This is a genomic window from Bacillus cereus group sp. Bce019, from assembly GCF_051781745.1.
Taxonomy (GTDB): domain Bacteria; phylum Bacillota; class Bacilli; order Bacillales; family Bacillaceae_G; genus Bacillus_A; species Bacillus_A cereus.
This window is the reverse complement of sequence record NZ_JBPWJX010000013.1, coordinates 95,702-118,909: the sequence shown is the minus strand read 5'-3', so window position 1 is coordinate 118,909 and position 23,208 is coordinate 95,702. Positions and strand designations below refer to the sequence as shown.

Sequence of the window (23,208 nt, the reverse complement as noted above, 5' to 3'; positions counted from 1 at the left end):
GGTGACGATATGAATTTTAATAAACGACTTATTATTCAATTTATCATGCAACACGTTTTTGTTTTAGTTACATTACTTATCGCTGTAGTTGCTGCTTTTACTTATTTAATTTTTCTTCTTACTAGTACTTTATACGAACTTAACATTCCAGATTCTGATAGTTTTACAATTTCAAGATACATCTCTTCAGAAGATGGGCATATTTCGTTACAATCTGAAGTGCAAGATTTAATAAAGGAGAAAAATGATTGGCTCCAAGTTGTAGATGAAAACGGAAAGATCCTCTACCACTTTAATACACCAAATGATGTTCCGGATGCTTATACGAAGACATCTTTAGTCGCATATATACAACATCATATCGAAAGCAATTATAAATTTACATATTGGGAAATTGAATTAGAAGAAAAGAAAGCACTTGTTATTTATGGTGGTCTGTTAAAAAGCAATGCGTTACTGACAGCAATTCAAAAGGAGCATTCCTCTTTAACGATGGATTCGTTCGCATTAACAGACCAAGAAAAACAGTTACTGTCTAAAGAAAAAGCAGCACTTCAAATATTTAATCAAAATGGCGAAGAGGTTTTTGCCTATCCAGCTGGAAAGAAAAAAACATTTTCAGCGATACAAATTGCCCTTAATGAAAAAGAGCCGTGGAATCATAAAGAAAACACGTCTAGCTTTTACGATGCAAATAGTGGCAACCTTCTCGTTGTAACTGCAAAAAATGAGCACTACTATCCAGGTGACGAAATTGAAGATGTATTTACTAAGAAGTTTCTCATCGGATGCGGATTAATCCTTCTTATCGTATTTGTTTATTTAGTCATTCTTTCTATTTGGTACGGTAATAAATTCGGGAAACCGTTATTACATGCGATGCGCTGGCTTAAAAATATCGCTGGTGGAAAGTATGAAGAACCTATTAGTAAAAAAGGAAAACCCGTCAGGTTCCGGCGATCTGGTAAAGAAAAATGGTCATTCCGTTTGTTTAGAGATGTAACAAGTTCACTAGAACACCTTTCTATTACACTCAAAAAAAATGATGCGATGAGGCAAGTCCTCCAGCAAACACGAGAAGAATGGATTACCGGTCTAACACACGACTTAAAAACACCACTTAGCTCTATATATGGCTACGCATTATTACTCGAATCGAATCAATATAACTGGACTGATCGTGATATTCAGCAATTTGGTAGTGTTATGAAAGAGAAATCTCAATATATGACGACATTAATTGATGATTTAAGCTTAACGTATCAATTAAAAAATAACAGCCTTCCTGCCCAACACGTAAACGTTGAAATCAATCAGTTCGTTCAAAAAGTGTTATTGCAATTTATTAACAATCCAACACTCCAAAATCAAAATATTGAATTCGTACCGAGCTCAAATAAAATTCAATATTTCATTGAAGAAAAATGGTTCCAGCGTATTATCGAAAACTTACTCGTAAATGCTGTAAAACATAATAACGAAACAACTACTGTCATCGTAAAATTATCACAAAACGCTAATTCCTTTACACTCTCCATTTCAGATGACGGAAAAGGAATGGATGAAAAAACGAAAGAACTTCTATTTGAACGATATTACCGCGGAACAAACACAGAAGAAAGCAACATCGGAACTGGACTTGGCCTAGCCATTACAAAACAGCTCGTTCATGCTCATAACGGAACAATTTCCGTTGATAGTACACTCGGAAAAGGAACGACGATTATTCTTGTATTTCCGTTTCGTTCGTAGGAAAGACGCTATGTGGCGTCTTTTTTCTTTTCTAGGATGATTTTACTGTAATTGAAATTATGTGGATCGTTTTTTTTGAGGTGTTTTAGAGGTATATGAAATTATATCGGCGATTTTTTGAATATATCAGCGCAACTCGAATTATATCAGCGATTTTCTAGATATATCGACTTACCGACAAAAACCGACAATACTAACCTGCTTCCCTACTATACAAAGTAAAAATAAAACTATTAACAAATACATTTCTAAACTGTTATACTATAAATAGAAGTATAAACTAACTAAGTTTTGCATAAAATGAAGTAGACGAGGTGCTTCCAACACCCCGTCACTGCAACTAATTACCGCAAGGTGGAAGGTTGCAACTAAAGCTTATTTGCGCTTAGAAGACTTCCCACGCTTCGCAGGCAGACGGGTGGTCTTCTTTTTGCGCTTTTTTGCCGTTAATTTCTTAAATCCAAAAACTATACCTTCTCTAGCTATAGTTTTTGTAATTTCCAACAAAATTTGCAAAAGAAATTCCATACGATTACACCTCCTTTCTTCACAAAATGAAGAAAGGGCATAACCTTCCACCCGCAATATTTAATTGCTATTTTATTTTACCATTTTCATATGTATTACAGATAAAACAATACAAATTTAACAATCCACTTATAAAAAAAGCGAACCATCTCCCAATGATTCGCTCTTACCCTATTATTTTTTCTTCACCGGTATCCAAAGCTCTACTTGTGCAAACTCACTCTTATCTTCGTGGCAACGCTCATCGTACAGTTCAAACTCTGTAACTCCGCAATGTTCATACCCTGAATGCGGGAACCATTCTGAGAATACTGCATTCCAAGTTTGGTGGATAGACGATACCATTTCTTCATGAGGAACTTTCGGCGTTGTAAATACTGCATATGTTGCTGCCGGGAAAGTACGCTTTGCAATTTCATTTGGTACATTTTCAAAGTCTGTAACTTCCATTCCGATAATATAAGTGAAGTCTCCTGTTTCTAAATTAAAATCAGTACATAATCCAAGCTCTACCCATTGGCTCGTATCTTTACGATTCGGAATCGTCGTTCCAAGATCTTTTTGTAAATATTCTTGCCAAAATGCTGGAATGTCTTGATGGTTTTTCCCTTCTTTACTTGTCGTCTTCAGTTCATAACCCGCCACTAAAAATTCTGGTTTATTTACAATACGATATTCCATTTGTATGCCTCCTAAATACGGATTTAATTTTCTTTGCTTTACATTTACTCTGTAATACATCGGTGTTTCGATTTCTTGTTTTCGATATTCACTCGGTGTCATTTGAAATAATTTTTTAAAGGCTCTCGTGAACGTTTCGTGAGATTGAAAGCCATGTTCAAACGCGATATCAATAACTTTTTCATCCGTATGAGAAAGTTGATAAGCTGCCCGGGCTAACCTCCTCTTTCGAACATACTCCATTACCGTATCACCTACTAACGCCTGAAATACACGATGAAAATGAGACTCAGAAAAACCTGCAACCCGCGCTAAATTACGCAGCGTTTGTTTTTCCATTACATCTTCCTCAATATAATCAATTGACCTTTGAATTTGTGTTTCATAGCTTTCCATCTCTGTTCACCCGCCTTATATGTATTATGATAAAAGAGAACGCAATCCAATTCTTGACGTTTTTTACTATAATTCCATAAAAAATTGTAACTTTTTTATATGTATTTCGTTGTTATGTATGAAGGGAGGGAAATGTAGTGAAACGTAAACAATCATTAGAAGAAATTTACTCAGAGCATATGCAAGATTTATTTCGCTATCTTCTCTCCCTAACCGGAGATTCCCACTATGCGGAAGATCTCATGCAAGAAACATTTTACCGAATGCTCGTCCATATTGACTATTATAAAGGAGAAGAAATTAGAGAGGTTCCTTCGCTTGCACTTGAAGCAACGATCCCAAATAGCCGTGTTATGGGAGGCGGAACAAGTGTAGAAGCTTTTTTCCGTACGAATAGCCAATTTGATTTAGTACGAACCGTCGGTAAAAAAGAAATGCCCCTCGGTACAATAGAAACAAAAAGCTTCTTATCATCTGTAGATGTTACGAAGCGAACTTGGATGAATCCGTTCTATCAACCAAAACTCTTCTTTGTTCATCCAAAAACAGAGCAGGGTGATTATTTAAAGGATTCATCAAAAAAAGTATGGGATACACTTGCAAAAGTACATGATGGAACCGTTGCAGAAGTAGCAATTTCTTTTGATAAAGCTTACACTTTAAAAGAATTAGAACCGCTTTTATATAGCACATTCGAGGCACAAGAACTCCCTCCAACTCCTTTATGGTACGCTTTAGATACAGGACAAGAAAGAAAAAATGTAGATGACTATATCCTACATGGCGGAGAAGCTATAGGGTTTCCAGAACATGTAAGATTCCTCGATAATGAAACTGACGGGCAGAAAACGCAAGAAGACAAAATAACCGAAATGATGCGCGTCCTTTCTATCCATAAAAAAACGGTAAGCAAAATAGCAGCGCTTTCTGAGAAAGAACTAAACTTAGATAAACGTTATGAATATGTAAAAGAGAATGGCGTAAAAGTATACGGCATTGTCATTACTGGCCCGTCGAAAGAGTTATTAAAATTACAAAACTCCCCGCACGTACGTTATGCGACTCTTGGAGATATTGAGATTTGGAATTGGTTTGATCATTAATAAAAAAGAAGTAGCGCTCTAAAAACGATGCGCTACTTCTTTTTTAATTCGAAATCACTTTCACATACATCCCTCTCACCGCTTTTTCATAAGCAATATCACTCATCTGTCTTATGTTTTCTGACACAACAGATGACTGAACGATTTTCCCTTCACGAAGTAACGGCGGATCAATAAGACGGACTTTATTTTTCTGATACAAATCGTAATCGTCTCTATCTTCTTTTACTTTTACATTGGGATGAACTTTTCTTAATAAAGCATGGACTTCTGAATCATTACATTGCTGCAATTTCGAAATAAGCTCAGCATCTTCAAGAAGGAAATCATCTGCATGAATAACCTTTTTATGAAGAGCTAACTTTAACGTTTTCACTAACATATCATTTCCGTAAATATTCATTGGTTTCATAAAGAAATCGATTACTTCTTTGTAATACGTTTCTGTAAACCACTCTGCCATTTCGATACTTTGAAGGACCATTTTCCCCTCTACTGCGATAATATCCTCTAAAAATCTATGAACCTCTTCTAAAGAAATATATCCGTATGTATACATATCTCGTAACGTATAATCCACTCGATCTGCACATAATTCGGGCGCTGACCTTTCCAGTAACGTCCACTTCGAATCATCTAACAAAATATCTTCATAGTTATAACCATACTTCGCAAGGATCGCTGGAATTTCTGAGTTTTTCACAACAGAACTAAATATCTCTTCATGGTAACTTTCATCTTCATTATCAAAAACGTAATCAATCACGTGGGAAAAAGCAGTATGTGATACGTCATGCAGTAAACTAGCGATCTGTTCTTTTACTGAACCACCTAGTTTTTTAACTAACAACATAACACCAACTGAATGATCAAAGCGCGTTACATTCCATTTCTCGTTCATTAAGTAACTTGCGCCATTTTGATGAATGCCTTTTAGCCTTTGCATAGACTTACTTGAAATTAATTCTTCTACTACTTGATCCACTTCAAATTCTCCGTATAGTACATCTGATATGATCACTTACAATCCCCCCTTTATTTTAATCGAGTCTTATAATCTTATCTCTTTTATGAAATTAGCACCAACATAAATATTTATTGTTATTTGTTTTTATTGAAAAAATAGAGAGCCATCAGCTCTCTATTTCATAACCCCTATTCAAATGTAACTTCTACCTGCACAATCTCCGACCTACTTCCAAGTCTAAGCGGTGGTCCCCAAAATCCAAATCCAGAAGAAACAATTGCGTGGAACGCGCCTTTTTGTGCGTATCCCCAGTCTAGCTCGTACATTCTTCTCGTTACAATATGATTGGGCGCCATTTGTCCGCGGTGCGTATGACCGGATAATAATAAGTCTACACCAGCATCCGCTGCCTGTTTCAACTCAAATGGCTGATGATCCATTGCGATAACTGGCATGGATTTATCCACTGTACTCATTAATTGTTCAAAGCTTTGGCGATCTCGCTCTGTTTTATCTCTTCTTCCAACGAGATAAAAGTCATCTTCAATTGTAAGCACTTCATCTAAAAGAATACGAATATCAATCTTATCCATCTCTTGTAAAAACTCTGGAACTGCTCTGCCGTAGTATTCATGGTTTCCTAAAACGCCATATACGCCTAATGGAGCTTTCATTTGTTTCATAATCGATCCCATATTCTTTTGAATGAACACACCTGGATGATCATCGATAATATCACCTGGCAGTAAAATAATATCAGGTTCCATCTCATTTACATGACGAACAAGTCTTTTTAAATGCGAAACGCCAGACAGTTTACCGAAATGCATATCAGAAGCCATCGCAATGCGTAAACTTTTACGCCCCTCTACCTTTTTCGGTATGTGCACTTCGTACTTTCTTACTACCGGACTATACGCATTAAATACTCCGTACGCAAAGATAAAGATAAATGCAGCTATCACAGCCGCCCCTGTCCAAATAATTGCTGCTTCTTTCTCTACTGAAAACTGTAAAAGAAAGACCATAATATCAGCTAATGGCAACAACATAAGCGCGTATTGGATGACCGCAAACCAAATCGAACCTATCGTTCGCAGAAATGGCAAAAACTTAAACACTTGCACGAGAATGTACGCATATGAAATAAATGCGACTATGAAAGCATAATATCCCCAAGATTCCCAGCCAAATACCGCATGAAGCCAAACCCATCCGTTCCAGCCGATGTAAAACATAAGTAGTGTGTATATAATTAATATGGTAAATATATTGAGATAACGAAGATTCTTCACAGCCAGCCTCCTTATTGATTTCTTCTATTATAACTTGTTATGCACTTATAACGTAAATATTAAGCGCTTCAATCTTCAGAATAAGAACATTGATAAACATATTGTCTTAAAATTTTTAAGAACGGCTGTAATGGACATTTTTGAGTCTTAAGTGTTGGATGAAATTCTATTATCTTTATCTTTCAAAACTCATCTATGCAATTATGCATAACCATCCATTACGTTTTATTTTCATGTTACGATATAAATGTAATACGACATATATCGACAAAGATAAAAGGAAGTGATTGTATGAAACGTTCTAAAACATACTTAAAATGTTTAGCATTATCCGCTGTTTTTGCTAGTAGCGCTTTAACTCTTTCAACACCTGCTGCTTACGCTCAAACGACGTCACAAGTTGTAACAGATATCGGACAAAACGCAAAAACACATACGAGCTATAATACATTTAATAATGATCAAGCTGATAATATGACAATGTCTTTAAAGGTAACTTTTATCGATGACCCAAGCGCTGATAAACAGATTGCCGTTATTAATACAACTGGTAGTTTTTTAAAAGCAAATCCTACTATAAGTGATGCACCTATTGATAACTACCCAATCCTTGGCGCTAGTGCAACATTACGTTATCCTTCACAATATGATGTTGCATTTAACCTTCAAGATAACAGCGCTCGTTTCTTTAACGTAGCACCTACAAATGCTGTAGAAGAAACGACTGTAACATCTAGCGTATCTTATCAACTTGGTGGCTCTGTTAAAGCTTCTGTAACGCCTAATGGCCCTAGCGGTGAAGCTGGTGCAACTGGTCAAGTCACTTGGTCTGACTCTGTAAGCTATAAACAAACTAGTTATAAAACAAATTTAATTGACCAAACAAACAAAAACGTAAAGTGGAACGTATTCTTTAACGGATATAACAATCAAAACTGGGGTATTTATACACGTGACTCCTATCATTCTTTATATGGAAACCAACTTTTCATGTACTCTCGCACATACCTATATGAATCTGATGCAAAAGGTAATTTAATACCGATGGATCAACTTCCAGCATTAACAAATAGTGGTTTCTCTCCTGGTATGATTGCTGTTGTTATCTCTGAAAAAAATACAGATCAATCTAACTTACAGGTCGCTTATACAAAACACGCCGATGACTACCAACTTCGTCCAGGCTACACATTCGGAACTGCAAACTGGGTTGGAAACAACGTAAAAGACGTTGATCAAAAAACATTTAATAAATTGTTCACACTAGATTGGAAGAATAAAAAATTGGTAGAAAAAAAATAAGTAAAAAAACGAAGGGACTATTTAGACTCTTCGTTTTTTACTTATTCATAATAAGATCCCGCGAGTAATACCGTCGCTATGAAATTCCATGATATATTTTTAGGCATCTCTTCACCTTTATTTTGAAAAGCATCCATTAAAATATCAATGCTTTCATCACTTATAATCAATTTATCCCCTTTTATTTCCTCTTTATAAAAAGACATATTTTCTCTCCTTTACTCTCTTATACATATCCCTTGAAGACTCTCTTTTTCTTTCTATCACACTAAACCACGTACCACTTCTTCTAATAATAAATCCAACCATTCATCCAATTTGTTTCAAAACACACTAATACATTCAGCCTTCTTTCCATAGTACTATTTCAAGATCATACTCATTCTTTAGAAAAGTAAAGCCACTTCTCATAGATGCATCTACTACAATAAGGCTAGAATAAATTAATGATCTTTGAGCATCATCATATCCAATGAAATGTAATACTTCTTTTGTATATAACATGAAATCTTCTAATTCTAATTGCACACCAAAGTCCCAATTTTCATGTGCATACCATAGAATAATCTTCTTAGACAATAAACTAGTTAATTCACGTTCAAATTCTTTTATTTCATTGATAACTTGTTCAGCATTTAATTTACTCATAACTTTGATAGGATTCGGTGTTTCATCAATTAAAAAGTTTACTAATGAAGCAATTTTCTTCCCGCTAATAATCTCAAATTCTTTTATAGACGGACATAACATCAAAAACTTTTCTCTAGTAGCCTTTTCCTCGACCTTTTCTCTTAACATTGCAATTTTCTTTAAACGTTCATTCACATTTATCACCTCATACATTCAGTAAATTAACATAATAAAGCGTATCATCCGTTTGAAAATACATAACCGATCCACGGCTATAATAATTAACAAATTGAATCGGCTCTCCAAAATGTTCATAGTATTTTTTCTGAATGTCACTTAATTTATTTTTCTGAAAAAAATTCATTTATGCTCTACAACCCTCTTTCTACTATACTATCTTGTTATTAAAGATAGATTTCTTCTTTCCAACTACTGGATTTAGAATTGACTACTATTAAATTTTCACTTTCCCATTTTAATGTCCCTAAGAATCTAGAATATACCATTTCGTTACCTACCTCTTCCACCAATAGTTGATCTCGAATCTTTAATCCCTTTTCATCATACACTTCACATCGTAGCTGGAAACCTTTAACACGATGAATTCCTTTTAATATCGCTATCTTCTTACGGCTTGGACTTTTCTTAGGTGTCTTTCCAACTAAAAATATTCCTTCATAGTTTTGCTTCACAATTTCATCTAAAGATTCCTCTATATACCCTTTAACAACAGATGATGAAAGAGTAGAGTTTTCTTCAAGTCCAGGGACAATATATTGACGTACTAATTTGCAAAACTCTTTGTATTTCTCTTCAACTGAATTTAATGCTAAAAAGTCCATAAAATCATATGGAACATATATACGAATTTCACCCAAAGCTCTATTCACTTCATATGAAATATCAGTGTTTTCGTTAGCTAAACAAAAGACAGTTACTTTTTCAATCTCTCTTAATCCCATCTCAAACTCGCTAACTTTCTTTGAGAAAATTAGCTCAAAAATTCTAATTTCATGTACAAGCAAATAATGTTTTTTAGGACGGTTTTTTTTCCAATCGTAAAACTTTACTTCAAGCAATATAATTCACTCCTTTAAATTTATCACCATGCATCGGGGACCTATGATACCTTTTATTAATTTATTAAACTGTACTCCTTTTTCATTTTACCTTATCTATATTTTTCATATGCTCTACTCACAATGCATGCGGTGACATAACAGCCATAAATACATCACTTCTCTCACCTGGTGCGATATACACTCCTTCTGCATCTAAATACTCAATGGAAAAGGCCGCTAGCTCATACGCAGTTTCTTGATCACATTCAAAAAGCGAATTTATAAAAATTTCATTATCTGTAATATTTTGCAAATCTTTCAAACGATTAGACTTTATTCTTGCATAATCAGCCACATTCTCATTAGCCCAAGACCACATCCAACTGTTACTCTTTCCAGACCAAGAACCTATAAAAACAACACTAAATTCAAGTAATACTTGACCATTTTTTTAAAACTGTAATATACATTGATCTTGATCATACCAATACTCATCAAAGTTATAGATATTATAATCTGAAATGAATTTTTGCTGTTTACTCTCTAACTTGTCATAACACATAACAAGATACTTCTCGAATTGTTCATCCGTCATTGCCAATTATCACACGCTCCCTTCATTCAAGATCTCCACTACAAACAATATATCTTATATCTTACTCTCTCAAAACCTATATAAAGTGAAACTTTAATTAGCCCTTACCAATCGGGCTTTTACCGGTAGCCCCCCGCCCACACATCATATACGTTTCTACCACTAAGATATATTAATATATACAAAGAAAGAAGAACTTATATAAGCCCTTCTTTCCATAAATAGTTTCTTTACTCCATCTAATTTATTTTATCACGATAATTAAATTCACTATTACACAAATGCACCCCAACCATCTGTATATCCACTAAACTCTTCACCAAGTTTATTCAATTCCTTTTGCATCTCTACGATATCCTCATAAATTAAGAACATTTCTTTAGAACAAGTACATGTCCAATCTTCAAATTCTTCATTATAATCTAATTCACAATTTAAGCCCAATGCTTGTAATCTAACAAGTACTTTTTCTCCATTGTCTTGATCAGGAATTGCAATAAAGAAATCTACTATATGTTTTTTATTAAAATCTATACCTTGCTTGTATAACATATTTAATACTTGTCCATCTTCATCTTTTGGGAATTTCATTATAATACCCTCCTGTATACCATTAAAACTCTTATTTTTATGCGAATAATGCCTCTTATCCATAAAGCTACCAAATTCTATCCCTTTACAGACACTAAAATCATCATCTACAACATTACTTTCTGCAAAAGAGAACTACTTTAATCTACACAATGTTTCTATAAAACTTATTGTAGGTACATCCCCACAACTAAAAATATTTAGGACCTCTAAATATTAAATAGCAGAAAAATCTTCAATTAGACCTTGCAGTAGCTTTAATTTTAATTCTTTTTTGTTCATATAATTCCTTCCCGTTCTCTATTTTGATTTATCCCACGAGGATTAGATACATGTCCTATCCTATATAAAGAAAAAAGAGCCTATATTCGCTCTTCCTTCATACAAACATTTAACAAATGCATCTTTCTAACCACTAACTTTTCTGGTGATATATTAATAGCCTCTAAAAGCAAACTGAATATACATGTATGTACCAACACCATAAACAACAAAAGCAACTATAGTAATTAGCCAATTTTCACGAGTTTTTTGTACATACTTCGAGCATGCCCAAAAAAGAAGTAAAATAATTAATTGAATTGCAGTCACTTTTGAAACAGCAATTATAGTAGTTTCTGTAACAAATACTATCCACATTCCCATTAAAATACGTGTGACTTGAATAATTAACAAGATCTTATTATTAGTAATACTTTCTTTAATATCAAACAGATAATTTTCTTGAAAAAAAACGACCAATGTTAATATAAGACTTAAACTCAAAACTATAATAAACTCTAAAAATTCTAGAAACTCTATCCACATCAACAATTCCTTCTTTCTTTTCCTATAGCATAAGGTTCATTGTAAATTTTTAATGCAGCTATTCTATTTTCACTAGAAAGATTCAACAATCGTTTTGCATTCACATCATACTAATATGTAACATTGCCATGCATCTTAAACTACCATTAATTTGTTATCAACATTATACCGATACGTAACAAGAATCCTTTGCTCCATATTTTTTTAATTGCGTTGATATTCCTTCAGCATACACCATATTTTTGGGGATAGATTCAAAATACATAGAATTTAAGATAGTATCATGGTTATGCGCCAAACGCCCTAATGCCTTCACTCTTTTTTAGGTGAAGTTAGTTCAAAAATAATTCTATCCTGGATTTTTTTTTGAAAAAAACTCCTAACTATGAGTTCTTCATATTCTTTATCCATGTATCTTTTATCCTCCTATATTCTTAAAGTCACCTTTTCTGAAAAATATAAGTGGTGTGACATATATCTATTAATTAACTTTGGACATCTCCAGTATCTCCTTGCGCTAAAAAAATCATTTAATTACATCTTATTATTTTCATGTTGCACAAATATCAAAATTATTACTAGCAATTGTTAAAAGCGCACCATCATATTGGATAAATGCACACGCCGATGATGGAACTAATTCGATTTGTGGTACAACACATTCTCCCATTAAACACTTCATCAATTTACTTTGATTTATTTCCTCTAGTTTAATACCAACGCTATTTCCTAAACTGATAATAGCAAAAGTATTTTCTATACTTACACCATAAAAATACTTGATTATATATGATACTTCTGTCCTTGGTATAGAATCAAAAATAAAGAAAATATTCCTTCTTCCCGAATCAAAAACTGTGTAGGAAATGTTTTTAGACTCTAGTTCTTCTTTCACATTTTTTTCCTCAGATTTATCTACATGTACAATAAACTGATTAATCCTCTCTTGAACAAGTAAACTTAAATTATCAACATTACGATTATAATCATCAAATAAATCTGTTTCATAAATATCAGTTACATTACTAACACGGTATATATTTGCATCTTCAATACGTTGAACCTTTTCAAATGTAAACTCCATATAATACACCTTCTTTTCTCTCAAAGTTATATTTATCCTTATTCCATCCTACTATTCTCATTTAATAATATTAAGTTTATCTATTCCTATTTGTTTTTATAAATCAATAATAATCTAATTACTCTAACAGAGAACCCGTTTTTCACCTTATAATACGCTACTTGTAGAGTATGCATACCGTTCCCTTTTCCATATCTGTTTCGTATAACGGATTAATTTTGTCTCCATTTAAATCCCTAGCTTCTTTAAAGTAATTTCTAAATTTATCATCAATATTTATATCGTTACTTAATAACAACATCAAACTGGAATCCCAACAAACAATTTCAAGTTTTGCTTGAGGGTGCTGAATATTTGGACTTGGTACCCAGAGCCCTTCGTTTCCATTTGCATAGGGCTCTACAAGCAAATTATTAATATCAATGTTTATAGACTTATCAAACGCAGATAGTACGCCCCAAATAAATTGAGGATTATATTTCTTTACGAGATTTGAAATATCTTCACCTGCTATCCAAACTATTGGATGCGACATTTTAGGATAATCTCGGATAAGTTTCTCTTCCTGATATGTGACAATCTCCATGTCTGTTATAAGCCAATTATACTCTTTTTCCCTACCTTGAAATGAGTCAAAAACGAAACTAAAACTGTATGTTTAGATCCATGTAAAATGAAGTTCATCCAATCCCTCCAATTAGTAACAATCGATAAGTTAGCCTTCTTGAACTTATTATGTGTAGATAATTAAACAAATACCAATGAATACTGTTACTATACACAATATAATAGTTGTTGCAGTATCTAGCAAAATGCTTACGGCTAGGAAAATTATTGATTTAAGAGCAAAAGAAGGCCCTTTTTCTTTCCATTGCCGATAGATTTGTATCATTGCATAAATTAATGCAATCATACCCCCTATAATCAGAATAATCCCTATTATTTTCCCCATGTTTCCCCTCCTTTTAAAGATTCGAATCAATAAATATACTATATAATCATACGCCCTCAAAATATATCCTTATATTTTTGGAGTTATTTTACACATACAAAACTCTCTAATCATAGCTACACTCGTATTAAGCGCATTGTTAAAAGTTATATAATCTTTCATTCTGTAATTAACGGAACTTTCCATCAGATGTACGATTTCCATTCGCATCATACGTTAACGATTCGTTTCCGAATTTGACAAGCTGATTTCCTTCATTGAATGTTGCCGCTATAGACTTTGTTTCTTTTCCATTCTCTACAACTTTCACACTCGTACGATTTCCAAATCCATCATATGTGTAAGATTTAGTTGTTCCGTTTGGTAATGCTTCATTTAATAATTGGTTAATCGGGTCATATACAAAGTTTGTCTCTGTTACTTTTCCGCCCGCACCTTCATGTTTAATCTTCGTACGGTTACCTGCTTGGTCATATTCATATCGTTCAGATAGAAGATTACCACTCGATGTACCTACTACTAAATCTTTAATTTTGTTCGCATGGTCATAGTTAAACGTCGAACCTGAACCATTTCCGGCTGTATACGTACGAACATTTCCTTGATCGTCATAATCAAATCGATACGTTTGCGAACCATCTGTCACACGAATGTTTTGATTTAAATTGAAGTTTAAAAATAAATACATCTATCATAAAAAAGAAAAGACGATTTCTTATCTCATTAATGCTTGTAGTATCCCCACCCCATTTAACGATTGATAAAATAAGACAAGGGCCTTTTTGGAATCATCGGTTAAACTTGCAATTTAGTTGAAGAAGGAACGTAACTGATGATGCGGAAAAACGTAGTATATAGAAGACTAGGTAAGGAGTTTGTCATATGATTGATAACAGAATTTCGAAAGATTATGATCATGAAATAGATGATTCTTTAAAAGAAATTACAGATACAACCATCTTAATTAATTTTCAAAAAGCGATTGTAAGTTTATATCCTCATCTAATACCAATTCATGCTTTTGCCTATGACGCATGGGATGATATTGTAATGCCATTGTTTTATGAAATGGTATATAAAACCTTTGCTTTTAAATACGGGATAGATATTAACTTTAAAGAAACTCATACCTATATGTTTTCACTTAATAGTTATAAAGGGATACATCACATCAAATGTGTTCCAAAGTGCACAACATTTAAGATTTATATTAACGAAGAATGGATTGAAATGGATAATAAAAGTTTGAAAGAAAATGTATTTGTATTTAAGTCATTTGGGGATGGATTGCATTTTTCTAACTGGTGGAATTGAAATTGAAGATGCTTATCGTGTAGGATTTGACCTTGTTGAGGTTGATATTGTTTCTACCATAACAGGTCTTCCATCTAAAACAAGTATTTTTATTGATAAAGAGCATGTAGACTTTGTGTTTGTCGCAGAAACATATGATACAAATATCCAAAATTAAAAATTTTATGTAAGAACGTAGGAAGAATATCTTCATTACTACTCGTATCAAATAGTTGTTTGAACACGCTCCGCTATTATATATACAAACTTCCGACTACATTTCATATGAGAAAAAGTTATTACGATAAACAAAGAAAAGGTCTCCTAAAATATCTTTTAGGAGACCTTTTCTTCATTACACTTGCATCGCTTTCTCTCTCAATGCTCTTCTTAACAACTTACCAGTCGTATTCTTCGGTAATTCTATTAAAAACTCAATGCTTTTCGGCACTTTATATTTCGCTAAATGTAACGTACAGTAATGCATTAGTTCTTCTTCTGTTACGTTTGCTTGCTTCAAAACGACGTACGCTCGCACAGCTTCTCCTAAGTTTTCATCAGGAACACCGATTACGACAACTTCCGCTACTGATTCGTGCGTATATAATACTTCTTCTACTTCACGAGGGTATACGTTATAACCGCCAACTAAGACGATATCTTTTTTACGATCAACGATATAGAAGTAACCTTCTTCATCCATTTTCGCCAAGTCACCTGTATATAGCCAGCCGTCTTTCAATGTCGCAGCTGTATCTTCTGGTGCATTATAGTATCCTTTCATAACGTTAGGTCCGCGAACGATTAATTCACCGACTGCGCCGACAGGTACTTCTTCCCCAAGTTCATTTACAATTTTATTTTCTACATGCCAAATATTTGTGCCAATCGACCCTGGTTTACGAGGACGATCTAGCGGATTGAAACAAGTAACTGGTGATGCTTCTGATAAACCGTATCCTTCTGAAACAATAACATTAAAACGTTTTTCAAAGTTTTGTAGAAGAGCAACAGGCATCGATGCACCACCGGAAATACAAAGACGAAGCGTCTTCACATCTTCTGCGCTTGCTTCTTCAAATAAATATAAATAATTGTACATCGTCGGTACGCCAGCAAAGATCGTTGGTTCGTACGTACGACAAATACGGAATACTTCTTTCGGACTAAATTTCGGTAACATTAAAATCGTTGCCCCGTTCACAATCGGTGCATTTACCGCAACTGTTAAACAGAATACATGGAACATAGGCAGTGCCGCAACAACACGGTCATCAGCCGTATATTGTAAATACGAAGCCACATCGCTTGCATTACTATATAAATTTTTATGTGTAAGCATAGCGCCTTTCGGTTTTCCAGTTGTGCCCGAAGTGTATAGGATAACCGCTACATCTTCTTCATCTAGTTCAGGACCTTCGTAAGTTGTATCTCCAGTCCCCACAAAACTAGTAAACGTTTTCATTTTTTCGGTTTCTGTATGGTTAAAATCTGATGAGGTTTCGCATATGATGATGTTTTCTAATGAAGGAAGTCTTGTTGTAAGAGATTGTATAACAGGTAGAAGGACGTCGAGTACGATGATTGTTTTTACATCTCCATTTTGTAAAATATAATGCATTTCGTCTGCTGTATAAATTGGATTAACTGGAATAACAGTTGCTCCGGCTTTCATTGTTCCGTATAAACCGACCAAAAAATGTGGTGAGTTCCCAACAACTAATGCGACATTGTCCCCTTTTCCAATGCCCATTTCTGCTAAATTGCCAGAAAACCTTGTGACCATTTTGTTTAATTGGTCATATGAGACCGACTGATCCATAAATATATAAGCCGGTTTATCCCCCTTCTTTTTTGCCGTTTCAGCCAAAGATTGAACGAGATTCACAAAAACCCCACCTTTATAAAATTTAGAATATTTAAAAATTCTAAATTAATTATATTAAAAGAAAATTAAAGTGGCAAGTGATATTCTATTAACTGCATATAGACAGACTACCTACTCTTAGTTTACTTTGGAAGAATACGGGGATTTTATTTGTAAGTAATTTATGAAACTAGACCAGAAATCATTTTAGGATAATATGCATTCATCTTTTCTCTAAGTTTATTAAGTTCCTCTTTATTTAACGTCGTATGCTCGCCGTGCAAGTTAAGAGCGTCCGCTCCATCTTCATGAAAATACACCGTAACATATAACGTCGGTAACCCTTTGTTGTTTTCATCTATTGATAAGACGACATCTGGCGTTTTATTAACAGTGCTGAATGTTTCATTTCTTTTCCACTTCTTATTTTGAAACATGTCTTGTATATCATGTATCTTTCGTTTGTTATCTGTATGCGTAAAATATATAACATTATCCTCAGCCGGTTTTCCGATAGACAAAATTGTACGACTTGAGGGCAATCCACTGTTACACGCTGTCATTCCGATGACGAAGCTGAGCAATAATATAACGTACATTACTCTTTTCATTTCGATTCGCCTCCTTTTCATATATATATTCCTTTATAAGAGGCAGATGTCCTGTAAGTATACATTTTGTGGTAAATGGAATTATATCGACAAAACTACAAAAAGAAAGAGGCTGCCTTTATGGCAGCCTCCCTCATTTTTAGAAGAATAAATGTAAGAAATCTTCTATTGTAATGTTACCGAAGTAGCGTGCGATATCTACGCCTTCTAAAGCTGCAGTGAATGCATCTTTATCGAACTGAACGCCTGTTAGACGCTCTTCGATATCATGAACATCTAGTGAACCGAAGAAGTCGCCGTAAATTTTACATTCTGTTACTGTTCCTTTTTTCACTTCAAGACGAACATCAACTTGTCCAACTGGGAAGCGGTGTGAATGTTGTAAGTTGAACTTCGGTGATTTTCCGTAGTTCCAATCCCAATTTTGGTAACGTTCTTCAGAAAGTTTGTGGATCTCTTTCCAATCATTTTCTGTTAATTCATACGTTGGGATTTCTGTTTCTCCTTCGAAAATTGTTTCTAGAAGAAGTTGTCTAAACTCTTCTGTCGTCATTTCTTCGTTTAGGAACTCTGTAATGTTCGCAACGCGGCTACGGATTGATTTAATACCTTTTGATTGGATTTTATCCATTTTTACTTTTAACGCTGATACGACGTGATCGATTTCAGAGTCAAATAGTAACGTACCGTGACTGAACATACGACCTTTCGTTGAGAACTGCGCGTTACCTGAAATTTTTCTACCTTCAGCTAAAATGTCGTTACGACCACTTAGTTCTGCATTTACACCTAATTTACTAAGCGCTTTCGTTACAGGCTCTGTGAATTTTTTGAAGTTACTGAAACTGTCTCCATCATCTTTCGTAATAAAACTGAAGTTTAAGTTTCCTAAATCATGATATACTGCGCCTCCGCCTGATAGACGACGAACGACATGAATACCTTTTTCTTTTACGTAATCTGCATTAATTTCTTCTACTGTGTTTTGGTTTTTACCAATGATAATCGAAGGCTCATTTATGTAGAACAGTAAATATGTTTCGTTAATATCTAAATTTTTCACACAATATTCTTCGATCGCTAAGTTTATTCTAGGATCTGTAATTCCTTTATTATCAATAAATAACATCGTATCACCTCATGAGTTCCATACGTAACCACTATGCGCTAGCGTAATATGGCCACTGAAAATTTGTTTTGCTTCTGTTACTAAATCAGATGGGTTACCTGTATGCGGTAAGTGCGTTAATAAAAGTTCTTTTACATTCGCATCTTTTGCAATACTTGCTACTTCTGTACTATTCATATGCCCTGCTTTTGCAGCCTCTTGATGTGCATACATATTACACTCACAAATGAAAAGATCAGCATCTTTCGTGAATGGAATGAATTCAGGAATATAACTGGAATCAGCGCTGTATACTACAGCATCATCTCCAGCTGTAATACGCATCGCAAAGCATGTAACAGGATGAACAGTTTTTAAGAACGAAATCGAGAACGGTCCAACTTGAAGTGTTTCTTCTGGATTGTACGCGATTCCTTTCGTATGCGGTTCATGCGTTAAAGAGTTGAATCCATTCTCATCAAATGTATGACCGTATATTGGTAGTTCTGGTAGTTGCCTTGTTGTCGCACTCGTAATTAATCTCGCATATTGCAATACCCCAATGTCTGCAACATGATCGTGATGATAGTGCGACAGTACAACTGCATCTATATCAGATGGTGTTATATATTTTTGAAGCTGTGCTAGTACACCACTACCACAGTCTACAAGTAAACGAAAACCATCGTGTTCAAACAAATACCCCGACGTTGCTTCTCCCGCTTCTGGAAAGCCGCCCCAAAAGCCGACAACAGTCATTTTCATATGTATCCATCCTTTCTAAAACCGAGTAGAAATGCATGTTTTACTTACATCCTACATTGTTAACTATAATCCATTTCCTAAACTTTTTCATTAATTTTCAATTTTGTTATAAAACAGTTGTTGACTTTTATTTTTTGTACTAATACAATGATAGTAAGAAATGGAAATGGAGGGATTGACATGATCGATCAACCAATGGAGTTTTTCAGAAATTTACCGACGAAAACTTGTGCACACTGCGGGAAAGAAATTGATGAGCAGCACGAAGCATACCATAACAAATGTGATGATTGCGTTCACGAAGAATAGTAGTTTGTGAACAGAAAAAAACCTAGCAGACATAGTCTACTAGGCTAATAACATCTTATCCTTCATCGTTGAACCTTTCACCAAGAGCTCCAGTTCAAACTCATACAATTCTTTTTTTCGATAATTTTTCGTATGGATTTTATCCATCATTAGGTCGACAACTTTTCGGGCCATTTCATCAATTGGCTGTTCAATTGTCGTAATACCTGGTTCTGTAATCTGCGATAATATTTGATTATCAAAACCGATAACAGCGAGATCATCTGGAATGCTCCAGTTATGGCGTTTCGCCTCTGAGATAATTCCAGCTGCTACCTCATCGCCTCCTGCCAAAATCGCGGTAGGATTTTTTTTGTCCTTTAATACTTCATGGAATATTCGTTTTCCATCTTCCCAAGAGAAAGCGTTTTCAAGAAAGTCGATCGCTTCTACTTGGCGGCTCTTCTCAGTTATTGCACGTAAAAAGCCCATTTTTCGCTGCTGGCTAACGACTTTGGTTTCGTTACCACGGCAAAAAATAAGATTACGATATCCTTGATCTAACACATGCTTCGCAGCTATGTATGCTCCTTGCGCATGATCAAACTTCACTGTTGGAATATTTGCTTCCTCAATATATTCATTACACAACACGATTGGACCGTGCTGTAAGTATGGCTCTACATCTTCCCACGGATTTTCTAGTGAACATAGAATAATCCCATCTACTTGCTTCGTAGATAATAATTGTAAATACTCCATCTCTTTTTCCGGTAAATATCTTGTTTGACAAATAATCAGTTTATATTTATGTTCAGAAGCAGCAATCTCGATTGCTTCGATAAATCTACTGAAGAAAGGATTTGTAATCCTTGGAACTAGCACCGCAATTGTTTCCGTTTTTTGTTTACGAAGCCTTCTCGCCGCAGAATTAGGAACGAAGCCTAAATGCTTCATTGCTAATTGAACCCTTTTTTTCTTCTCATCTGAAACATATGGATGATTATTAATCACCCTAGAAACCGTTGTCCTTGATAACCCCGCTAATTTCGCCACGTCCTCTATAGTCGACACGAAATTCTCCCCCTTTGCATGAAAACGTTTTCTTAAATTGATTATATAGTATATTATTGGAAACTGCAATATCGGTTGTTATGATTTTACTATATTAATATTATACATAGGTAAAAGTCTGTTAATGGGAGGGGAAAACATACTGCTTTTAGAAGTTTATAGTAAGCATATTTATAAAAATTTGAAGGTGATATTTCATGAATCGGACAGATCGTTTATTAGCCATATTAATTGAATTACAAAGAAGACAAACTGTTACAGCAAAAAGCTTAGCTGAAAAATTCGAAACAAGTATAAGGACTATTTATCGAGACATGGATGCACTTAACGAATCAGGTGTTCCTATTTATTCAATGCCTGGTCACGGTTATTCATTAATGGATGGTTATTTCTTGCCCCCCATTCAGCTTACGCCTGAAGAGGCTGTTACTCTTTTACTAGGCGGTGATTATATCGAGAAAACTTTCACTTCTTCTTTTTCTGTACATGCACGATCAGCAAAAGAGAAACTTGAAATTGTTCTCCCTGCTGATCAACAAAAGAAAGCCCAGGAATTACGAGAAACTTTTCGTTTCCTTTCTCCTATATTTTCACATCAGCAATCTGAACAAGAAAAACTAGAAAATCAACTTCTCCTATTGCAAGAATCTATTCAAAAAGAACAAGCTATCTCTTTTTCTTATCGGAAACCGAGAGAAACTACAAAAATAAAGCGGACCGTTCATCCTTATGGCTTAGTCAATATTTCAGGAATTTGGTACATCGTTGCCCACTGTTTACTTCGAAAACAAATACGCAATTTCCGCTTAGATCGTATGGATACGTTACAGCAAGAACAAGAATTTTTCACAAAACCGAAAGACTTTTCTTTACAAAACTATAAGCCTGAAAGCAATCGTACTGTTACAATCCATTTATTGTTTCCATCTCATATTGCACATAAAATTATTGAATCACGATATTTTTTTATAGATTCATATGAACATAGAGATAACGATTTTCACGTCTTTTTGAAATCAAGAAACATAGACGAAGTGTTTCAATGGGTATTGAGCTGGGGAAGCCAAGTGCAAGTACTTGAGCCAAAAATTCTTTCTGAGAAAATCCGTGATGAAGCAAAAAAAATGTTAAAACTTTAATTTCACTACTGACATAATGCTGTCAGTAGCCCTCCTTTATAGTAGGTATTAACAAATACATTTTCATAAAAAGGAGTTAGCAATATGAAGAAATTTGAGGAATTAGCTACGTATTACATAGAGGAATTAGAAAGGTACTCTATAGAACAATTTAGGACGAAGCCGTCTAGCGAAGAATGGTCCCTCGGTCAAATGTATAGTCATTTAATTGCCTCTACATATATGCAGTTAGATGCAATCGCGAAATGTAAAACTGAAACACCATCAGCAACTAACAAGAAAACGGATATGGGTGAAAAAGTATATAAACTTGGTGCTTTCCCGGATATACAAATCAAAGTACCAAATCATCCTGGATATACACCTGAAAATCCCTCTAATAAAGAAGAAATACAAAAACGTATGCTAGAATTAATTACAGTTGTTAAAGACATTGAGCCAACACTTTCTTCTATTCCAAGTGATTGTAAAGTCGAACATCCTGGGCTTGGTTACTTAAATGCAGCAGAATGGTTTCAACTTATTTCTATGCATTTTGCTCATCATCTTCGTCAGAAAGAAAGATTGGAGCTTAAGGTTTGCTAAGTGTTAACATTTCCACTAAAAAGAGACTGCCAATATTGGCAGTCTCTTCACTAACGTATGCATCGCCTATACAATTACTCATAAAATCCCACGTGCTATCAATAGAAAACTCCTTTGTTTCATTCAATATAAAACCCCATCAATACGTCATCTCCATATGATCCATCTTCATACTTTATTTGCTTTCTTTGTCTGCCTTCCTCTACAAATCCCATACGTTTATACACCTTAATCGCCCTATCATTAATAGAAACTACGCCTAAGCAAATTTTCTCTAAACCTTTCTGCTCTTTAGCCCAACGAATAAGAAATTCAATTAATTTCGTGCCTATGCCTTGATTACAATACGCCTCTTTAATCCCCATTCCCATTGTGCCTGCGTGTTGTAACCGTTCTAGTTCATATCGGTTGAAAAGTAAAAAGCCAACTACCTTCCCATCTACTTCATACACGATATAAAGATTACCTTTCTCATTACTTTTCCGTATCTTTTCTCTTTCTGCATTCATATCATTCGGTAACTTCTTTGGGGATACTATGAAAAATTTTGTAGTAGTTTCCGATAATATAATTTCTTTTCTAATATTCATAATTGCTTCTGCATCAGTCTCTTTTACTAACCGTATCATTGAATCACCTCGTACTTTTTCTTTTTAAAAATAATATTACAACGATAAAACGGCCAATATGCAATATTACATATTGAGAATCTTTTTACTCTTGATACAATATTC

23 protein-coding genes and 7 pseudogenes are annotated in these 23,208 nt (G+C 34.4%); 9 read left to right on the top strand and 21 right to left on the bottom strand.

What is annotated here, in order from left to right:
• Positions 1-9 precede the first annotated feature (9 nt).
• A complete protein-coding gene (locus tag ACS2QP_RS18120; RefSeq protein WP_438882710.1) occupies positions 10-1,752 on the top strand; it encodes a sensor histidine kinase in 1,743 nt (580 codons plus the stop codon).
• 375 nt (positions 1,753-2,127) lie between these two features.
• Here ACS2QP_RS18120 and ACS2QP_RS18115 read toward each other — a convergent pair whose 3' ends face one another.
• Together ACS2QP_RS18115 and ACS2QP_RS18110 are read right to left on the bottom strand one after the other, a co-directional pair.
• Positions 2,128-2,280: a hypothetical protein gene (locus ACS2QP_RS18115; RefSeq protein WP_000394943.1), complete on the bottom strand. Its 153-nt coding sequence runs from the start codon at positions 2,278-2,280 to the stop codon at positions 2,128-2,130.
• Between the two features lie 174 nt (positions 2,281-2,454).
• Positions 2,455-3,357, bottom strand: a complete 903-nt coding sequence (locus tag ACS2QP_RS18110) for an AraC family transcriptional regulator (protein WP_000446855.1) — start codon at positions 3,355-3,357, stop codon at positions 2,455-2,457.
• A gap of 137 nt (positions 3,358-3,494) precedes the next feature.
• On the opposite strand from ACS2QP_RS18110, the pseudogene ACS2QP_RS18105 reads away from it, so the two are divergent.
• Together ACS2QP_RS18105 and ACS2QP_RS18100 are read left to right on the top strand one after the other, a co-directional pair.
• Positions 3,495-3,662: pseudogene (locus tag ACS2QP_RS18105) on the top strand (sigma factor); the annotation flags it as partial.
• A pseudogene (locus ACS2QP_RS18100) lies at positions 3,651-4,460 on the top strand (anti sigma factor C-terminal domain-containing protein); the annotation flags it as partial. The pseudogenes ACS2QP_RS18105 and ACS2QP_RS18100, both read left to right, overlap by 12 nt.
• Before the next feature lie 43 nt (positions 4,461-4,503).
• Here the strand turns inward: ACS2QP_RS18100 and ACS2QP_RS18095 are convergent.
• Positions 4,504-5,481 carry an HD domain-containing protein gene (locus tag ACS2QP_RS18095; RefSeq protein ID WP_438882709.1) on the bottom strand — a complete coding sequence of 326 codons (978 nt, stop codon included), beginning with the start codon at positions 5,479-5,481 and terminating at the stop codon, positions 4,504-4,506.
• A 134-nt stretch (positions 5,482-5,615) separates the two neighbouring features.
• Positions 5,616-6,722, bottom strand: coding sequence for a metallophosphoesterase (locus ACS2QP_RS18090; protein ID WP_438882708.1), 1,107 nt, complete (start codon positions 6,720-6,722; stop codon positions 5,616-5,618).
• A gap of 34 nt (positions 6,723-6,756) precedes the next feature.
• Here ACS2QP_RS18090 and ACS2QP_RS18085 point away from each other — a divergent pair.
• Both ACS2QP_RS18085 and cytK2 read left to right on the top strand, forming a co-directional pair.
• A pseudogene (locus ACS2QP_RS18085) lies at positions 6,757-6,870 on the top strand (TetR family transcriptional regulator); the annotation flags it as partial.
• Positions 6,871-7,013: 143 nt separating this feature from the next.
• Positions 7,014-8,024 (top strand): beta-channel forming cytolysin CytK2, encoded by a 1,011-nt coding sequence (gene cytK2 / locus ACS2QP_RS18080; RefSeq protein WP_438882707.1) that lies wholly within the window; start codon positions 7,014-7,016, stop codon positions 8,022-8,024.
• A 41-nt stretch (positions 8,025-8,065) separates the two neighbouring features.
• Here the strand turns inward: cytK2 and ACS2QP_RS18075 are convergent, their stop codons facing one another.
• The 11 genes and pseudogenes from ACS2QP_RS18075 to ACS2QP_RS18025 form a co-directional block, all read right to left on the bottom strand.
• Entirely contained in the window at positions 8,066-8,230 is a 165-nt protein-coding gene (locus ACS2QP_RS18075; RefSeq protein WP_000011709.1) for a hypothetical protein, read from the bottom strand.
• Between the two features lie 136 nt (positions 8,231-8,366).
• Positions 8,367-8,849: a YxiF family protein gene (locus ACS2QP_RS18070; protein WP_086410601.1), complete on the bottom strand. Its 483-nt coding sequence runs from the start codon at positions 8,847-8,849 to the stop codon at positions 8,367-8,369.
• Positions 8,850-8,859: 10 nt separating this feature from the next.
• Positions 8,860-9,018 carry a hypothetical protein gene (locus tag ACS2QP_RS18065; RefSeq protein ID WP_438882718.1) on the bottom strand — a complete coding sequence of 53 codons (159 nt, stop codon included), beginning with the start codon at positions 9,016-9,018 and terminating at the stop codon, positions 8,860-8,862.
• A gap of 40 nt (positions 9,019-9,058) precedes the next feature.
• The gene (locus tag ACS2QP_RS18060) at positions 9,059-9,733 is read right to left on the bottom strand and encodes a hypothetical protein (RefSeq protein WP_438882706.1); all 675 of its coding nucleotides are present in this window, start codon (positions 9,731-9,733) and stop codon (positions 9,059-9,061) included.
• A gap of 118 nt (positions 9,734-9,851) precedes the next feature.
• A pseudogene (locus ACS2QP_RS18055) lies at positions 9,852-10,310 on the bottom strand (DUF6882 domain-containing protein).
• 273 nt (positions 10,311-10,583) lie between these two features.
• Entirely contained in the window at positions 10,584-10,901 is a 318-nt protein-coding gene (locus tag ACS2QP_RS18050) for a ribonuclease E inhibitor RraB (RefSeq protein WP_061456909.1), read from the bottom strand.
• Between the two features lie 435 nt (positions 10,902-11,336).
• Complete coding sequence (locus ACS2QP_RS18045) at positions 11,337-11,708, bottom strand: hypothetical protein (protein ID WP_438882705.1); 372 nt, start codon at positions 11,706-11,708, stop codon at positions 11,337-11,339.
• 550 nt (positions 11,709-12,258) lie between these two features.
• Positions 12,259-12,792 (bottom strand): hypothetical protein, encoded by a 534-nt coding sequence (locus ACS2QP_RS18040; RefSeq protein WP_000397231.1) that lies wholly within the window; start codon positions 12,790-12,792, stop codon positions 12,259-12,261.
• Positions 12,793-12,949: 157 nt separating this feature from the next.
• A pseudogene (locus ACS2QP_RS18035) lies at positions 12,950-13,476 on the bottom strand (hypothetical protein).
• Positions 13,477-13,525: 49 nt separating this feature from the next.
• Positions 13,526-13,744 carry a hypothetical protein gene (locus ACS2QP_RS18030; protein ID WP_000516158.1) on the bottom strand — a complete coding sequence of 73 codons (219 nt, stop codon included), beginning with the start codon at positions 13,742-13,744 and terminating at the stop codon, positions 13,526-13,528.
• 172 nt (positions 13,745-13,916) lie between these two features.
• Positions 13,917-14,408: pseudogene (locus tag ACS2QP_RS18025) on the bottom strand (RHS repeat-associated core domain-containing protein); the annotation flags it as partial.
• A gap of 218 nt (positions 14,409-14,626) precedes the next feature.
• On the opposite strand from ACS2QP_RS18025, the pseudogene ACS2QP_RS18020 reads away from it, so the two are divergent.
• Positions 14,627-15,215 (top strand): annotated as a pseudogene (locus ACS2QP_RS18020) (hypothetical protein).
• A gap of 177 nt (positions 15,216-15,392) precedes the next feature.
• On the opposite strand, the gene ACS2QP_RS18015 reads toward ACS2QP_RS18020, so the two are convergent.
• From ACS2QP_RS18015 to ACS2QP_RS18000, 4 genes are all read right to left on the bottom strand, one after another.
• Complete coding sequence (locus tag ACS2QP_RS18015) at positions 15,393-16,925, bottom strand: fatty acid--CoA ligase family protein (RefSeq protein ID WP_001055150.1); 1,533 nt, start codon at positions 16,923-16,925, stop codon at positions 15,393-15,395.
• A gap of 161 nt (positions 16,926-17,086) precedes the next feature.
• On the bottom strand, positions 17,087-17,515 hold the full coding sequence (locus tag ACS2QP_RS18010) for a hypothetical protein (protein ID WP_000832612.1): 429 nt from the start codon (positions 17,513-17,515) through the stop codon (positions 17,087-17,089).
• A gap of 139 nt (positions 17,516-17,654) precedes the next feature.
• A complete protein-coding gene (locus ACS2QP_RS18005) occupies positions 17,655-18,644 on the bottom strand; it encodes a lipoate--protein ligase (RefSeq protein ID WP_332283553.1) in 990 nt (329 codons plus the stop codon).
• A 9-nt stretch (positions 18,645-18,653) separates the two neighbouring features.
• Positions 18,654-19,388: an MBL fold metallo-hydrolase gene (locus tag ACS2QP_RS18000; protein ID WP_063535849.1), complete on the bottom strand. Its 735-nt coding sequence runs from the start codon at positions 19,386-19,388 to the stop codon at positions 18,654-18,656.
• Positions 19,389-19,568: 180 nt separating this feature from the next.
• On the opposite strand from ACS2QP_RS18000, the gene yhfH reads away from it, so the two are divergent.
• The gene (gene yhfH, locus ACS2QP_RS17995) at positions 19,569-19,697 is read left to right on the top strand and encodes a protein YhfH (RefSeq protein ID WP_000567010.1); all 129 of its coding nucleotides are present in this window, start codon (positions 19,569-19,571) and stop codon (positions 19,695-19,697) included.
• Between the two features lie 39 nt (positions 19,698-19,736).
• Here the strand turns inward: yhfH and ACS2QP_RS17990 are convergent, their stop codons facing one another.
• Positions 19,737-20,750 (bottom strand): LacI family DNA-binding transcriptional regulator, encoded by a 1,014-nt coding sequence (locus ACS2QP_RS17990; protein ID WP_000103715.1) that lies wholly within the window; start codon positions 20,748-20,750, stop codon positions 19,737-19,739.
• Positions 20,751-20,947: 197 nt separating this feature from the next.
• Here ACS2QP_RS17990 and ACS2QP_RS17985 point away from each other — a divergent pair, with 197 nt between their 5' ends.
• Positions 20,948-21,889, top strand: coding sequence for a helix-turn-helix transcriptional regulator (locus ACS2QP_RS17985; protein WP_001082260.1), 942 nt, complete (start codon positions 20,948-20,950; stop codon positions 21,887-21,889).
• An 84-nt stretch (positions 21,890-21,973) separates the two neighbouring features.
• Positions 21,974-22,474: a DinB family protein gene (locus ACS2QP_RS17980; RefSeq protein WP_017674287.1), complete on the top strand. Its 501-nt coding sequence runs from the start codon at positions 21,974-21,976 to the stop codon at positions 22,472-22,474.
• Positions 22,475-22,593: 119 nt separating this feature from the next.
• Here ACS2QP_RS17980 and ACS2QP_RS17975 read toward each other — a convergent pair whose 3' ends face one another.
• Positions 22,594-23,103, bottom strand: a complete 510-nt coding sequence (locus ACS2QP_RS17975; protein WP_000620468.1) for a GNAT family N-acetyltransferase — start codon at positions 23,101-23,103, stop codon at positions 22,594-22,596.
• Positions 23,104-23,208 lie beyond the last annotated feature (105 nt).

Coding starts and splice junctions, on each gene's coding strand:
- ACS2QP_RS18120 (WP_438882710.1), top strand. CDS start 10: ATGAATTTTAATAAACGACTTATTATTCAATTTATCATGCAACACGTT.
- ACS2QP_RS18115 (WP_000394943.1), bottom strand. CDS start 2,280: ATGGAATTTCTTTTGCAAATTTTGTTGGAAATTACAAAAACTATAGCT.
- ACS2QP_RS18110 (WP_000446855.1), bottom strand. CDS start 3,357: ATGGAAAGCTATGAAACACAAATTCAAAGGTCAATTGATTATATTGAG.
- cytK2 (WP_438882707.1), top strand. CDS start 7,014: ATGAAACGTTCTAAAACATACTTAAAATGTTTAGCATTATCCGCTGTT.
- ACS2QP_RS18075 (WP_000011709.1), bottom strand. CDS start 8,230: ATGTCTTTTTATAAAGAGGAAATAAAAGGGGATAAATTGATTATAAGT.
- ACS2QP_RS18065 (WP_438882718.1), bottom strand. CDS start 9,018: ATGAATTTTTTTCAGAAAAATAAATTAAGTGACATTCAGAAAAAATAC.
- ACS2QP_RS18050 (WP_061456909.1), bottom strand. CDS start 10,901: ATGAAATTCCCAAAAGATGAAGATGGACAAGTATTAAATATGTTATAC.
- ACS2QP_RS18045 (WP_438882705.1), bottom strand. CDS start 11,708: ATGTGGATAGAGTTTCTAGAATTTTTAGAGTTTATTATAGTTTTGAGT.
- ACS2QP_RS18040 (WP_000397231.1), bottom strand. CDS start 12,792: ATGGAGTTTACATTTGAAAAGGTTCAACGTATTGAAGATGCAAATATA.
- ACS2QP_RS18030 (WP_000516158.1), bottom strand. CDS start 13,744: ATGGGGAAAATAATAGGGATTATTCTGATTATAGGGGGTATGATTGCA.
- ACS2QP_RS18010 (WP_000832612.1), bottom strand. CDS start 17,515: ATGAAAAGAGTAATGTACGTTATATTATTGCTCAGCTTCGTCATCGGA.
- ACS2QP_RS18005 (WP_332283553.1), bottom strand. CDS start 18,644: ATGTTATTTATTGATAATAAAGGAATTACAGATCCTAGAATAAACTTA.
- ACS2QP_RS18000 (WP_063535849.1), bottom strand. CDS start 19,388: ATGAAAATGACTGTTGTCGGCTTTTGGGGCGGCTTTCCAGAAGCGGGA.
- yhfH (WP_000567010.1), top strand. CDS start 19,569: ATGATCGATCAACCAATGGAGTTTTTCAGAAATTTACCGACGAAAACT.
- ACS2QP_RS17985 (WP_001082260.1), top strand. CDS start 20,948: ATGAATCGGACAGATCGTTTATTAGCCATATTAATTGAATTACAAAGA.
- ACS2QP_RS17980 (WP_017674287.1), top strand. CDS start 21,974: ATGAAGAAATTTGAGGAATTAGCTACGTATTACATAGAGGAATTAGAA.
- ACS2QP_RS17975 (WP_000620468.1), bottom strand. CDS start 23,103: ATGATACGGTTAGTAAAAGAGACTGATGCAGAAGCAATTATGAATATT.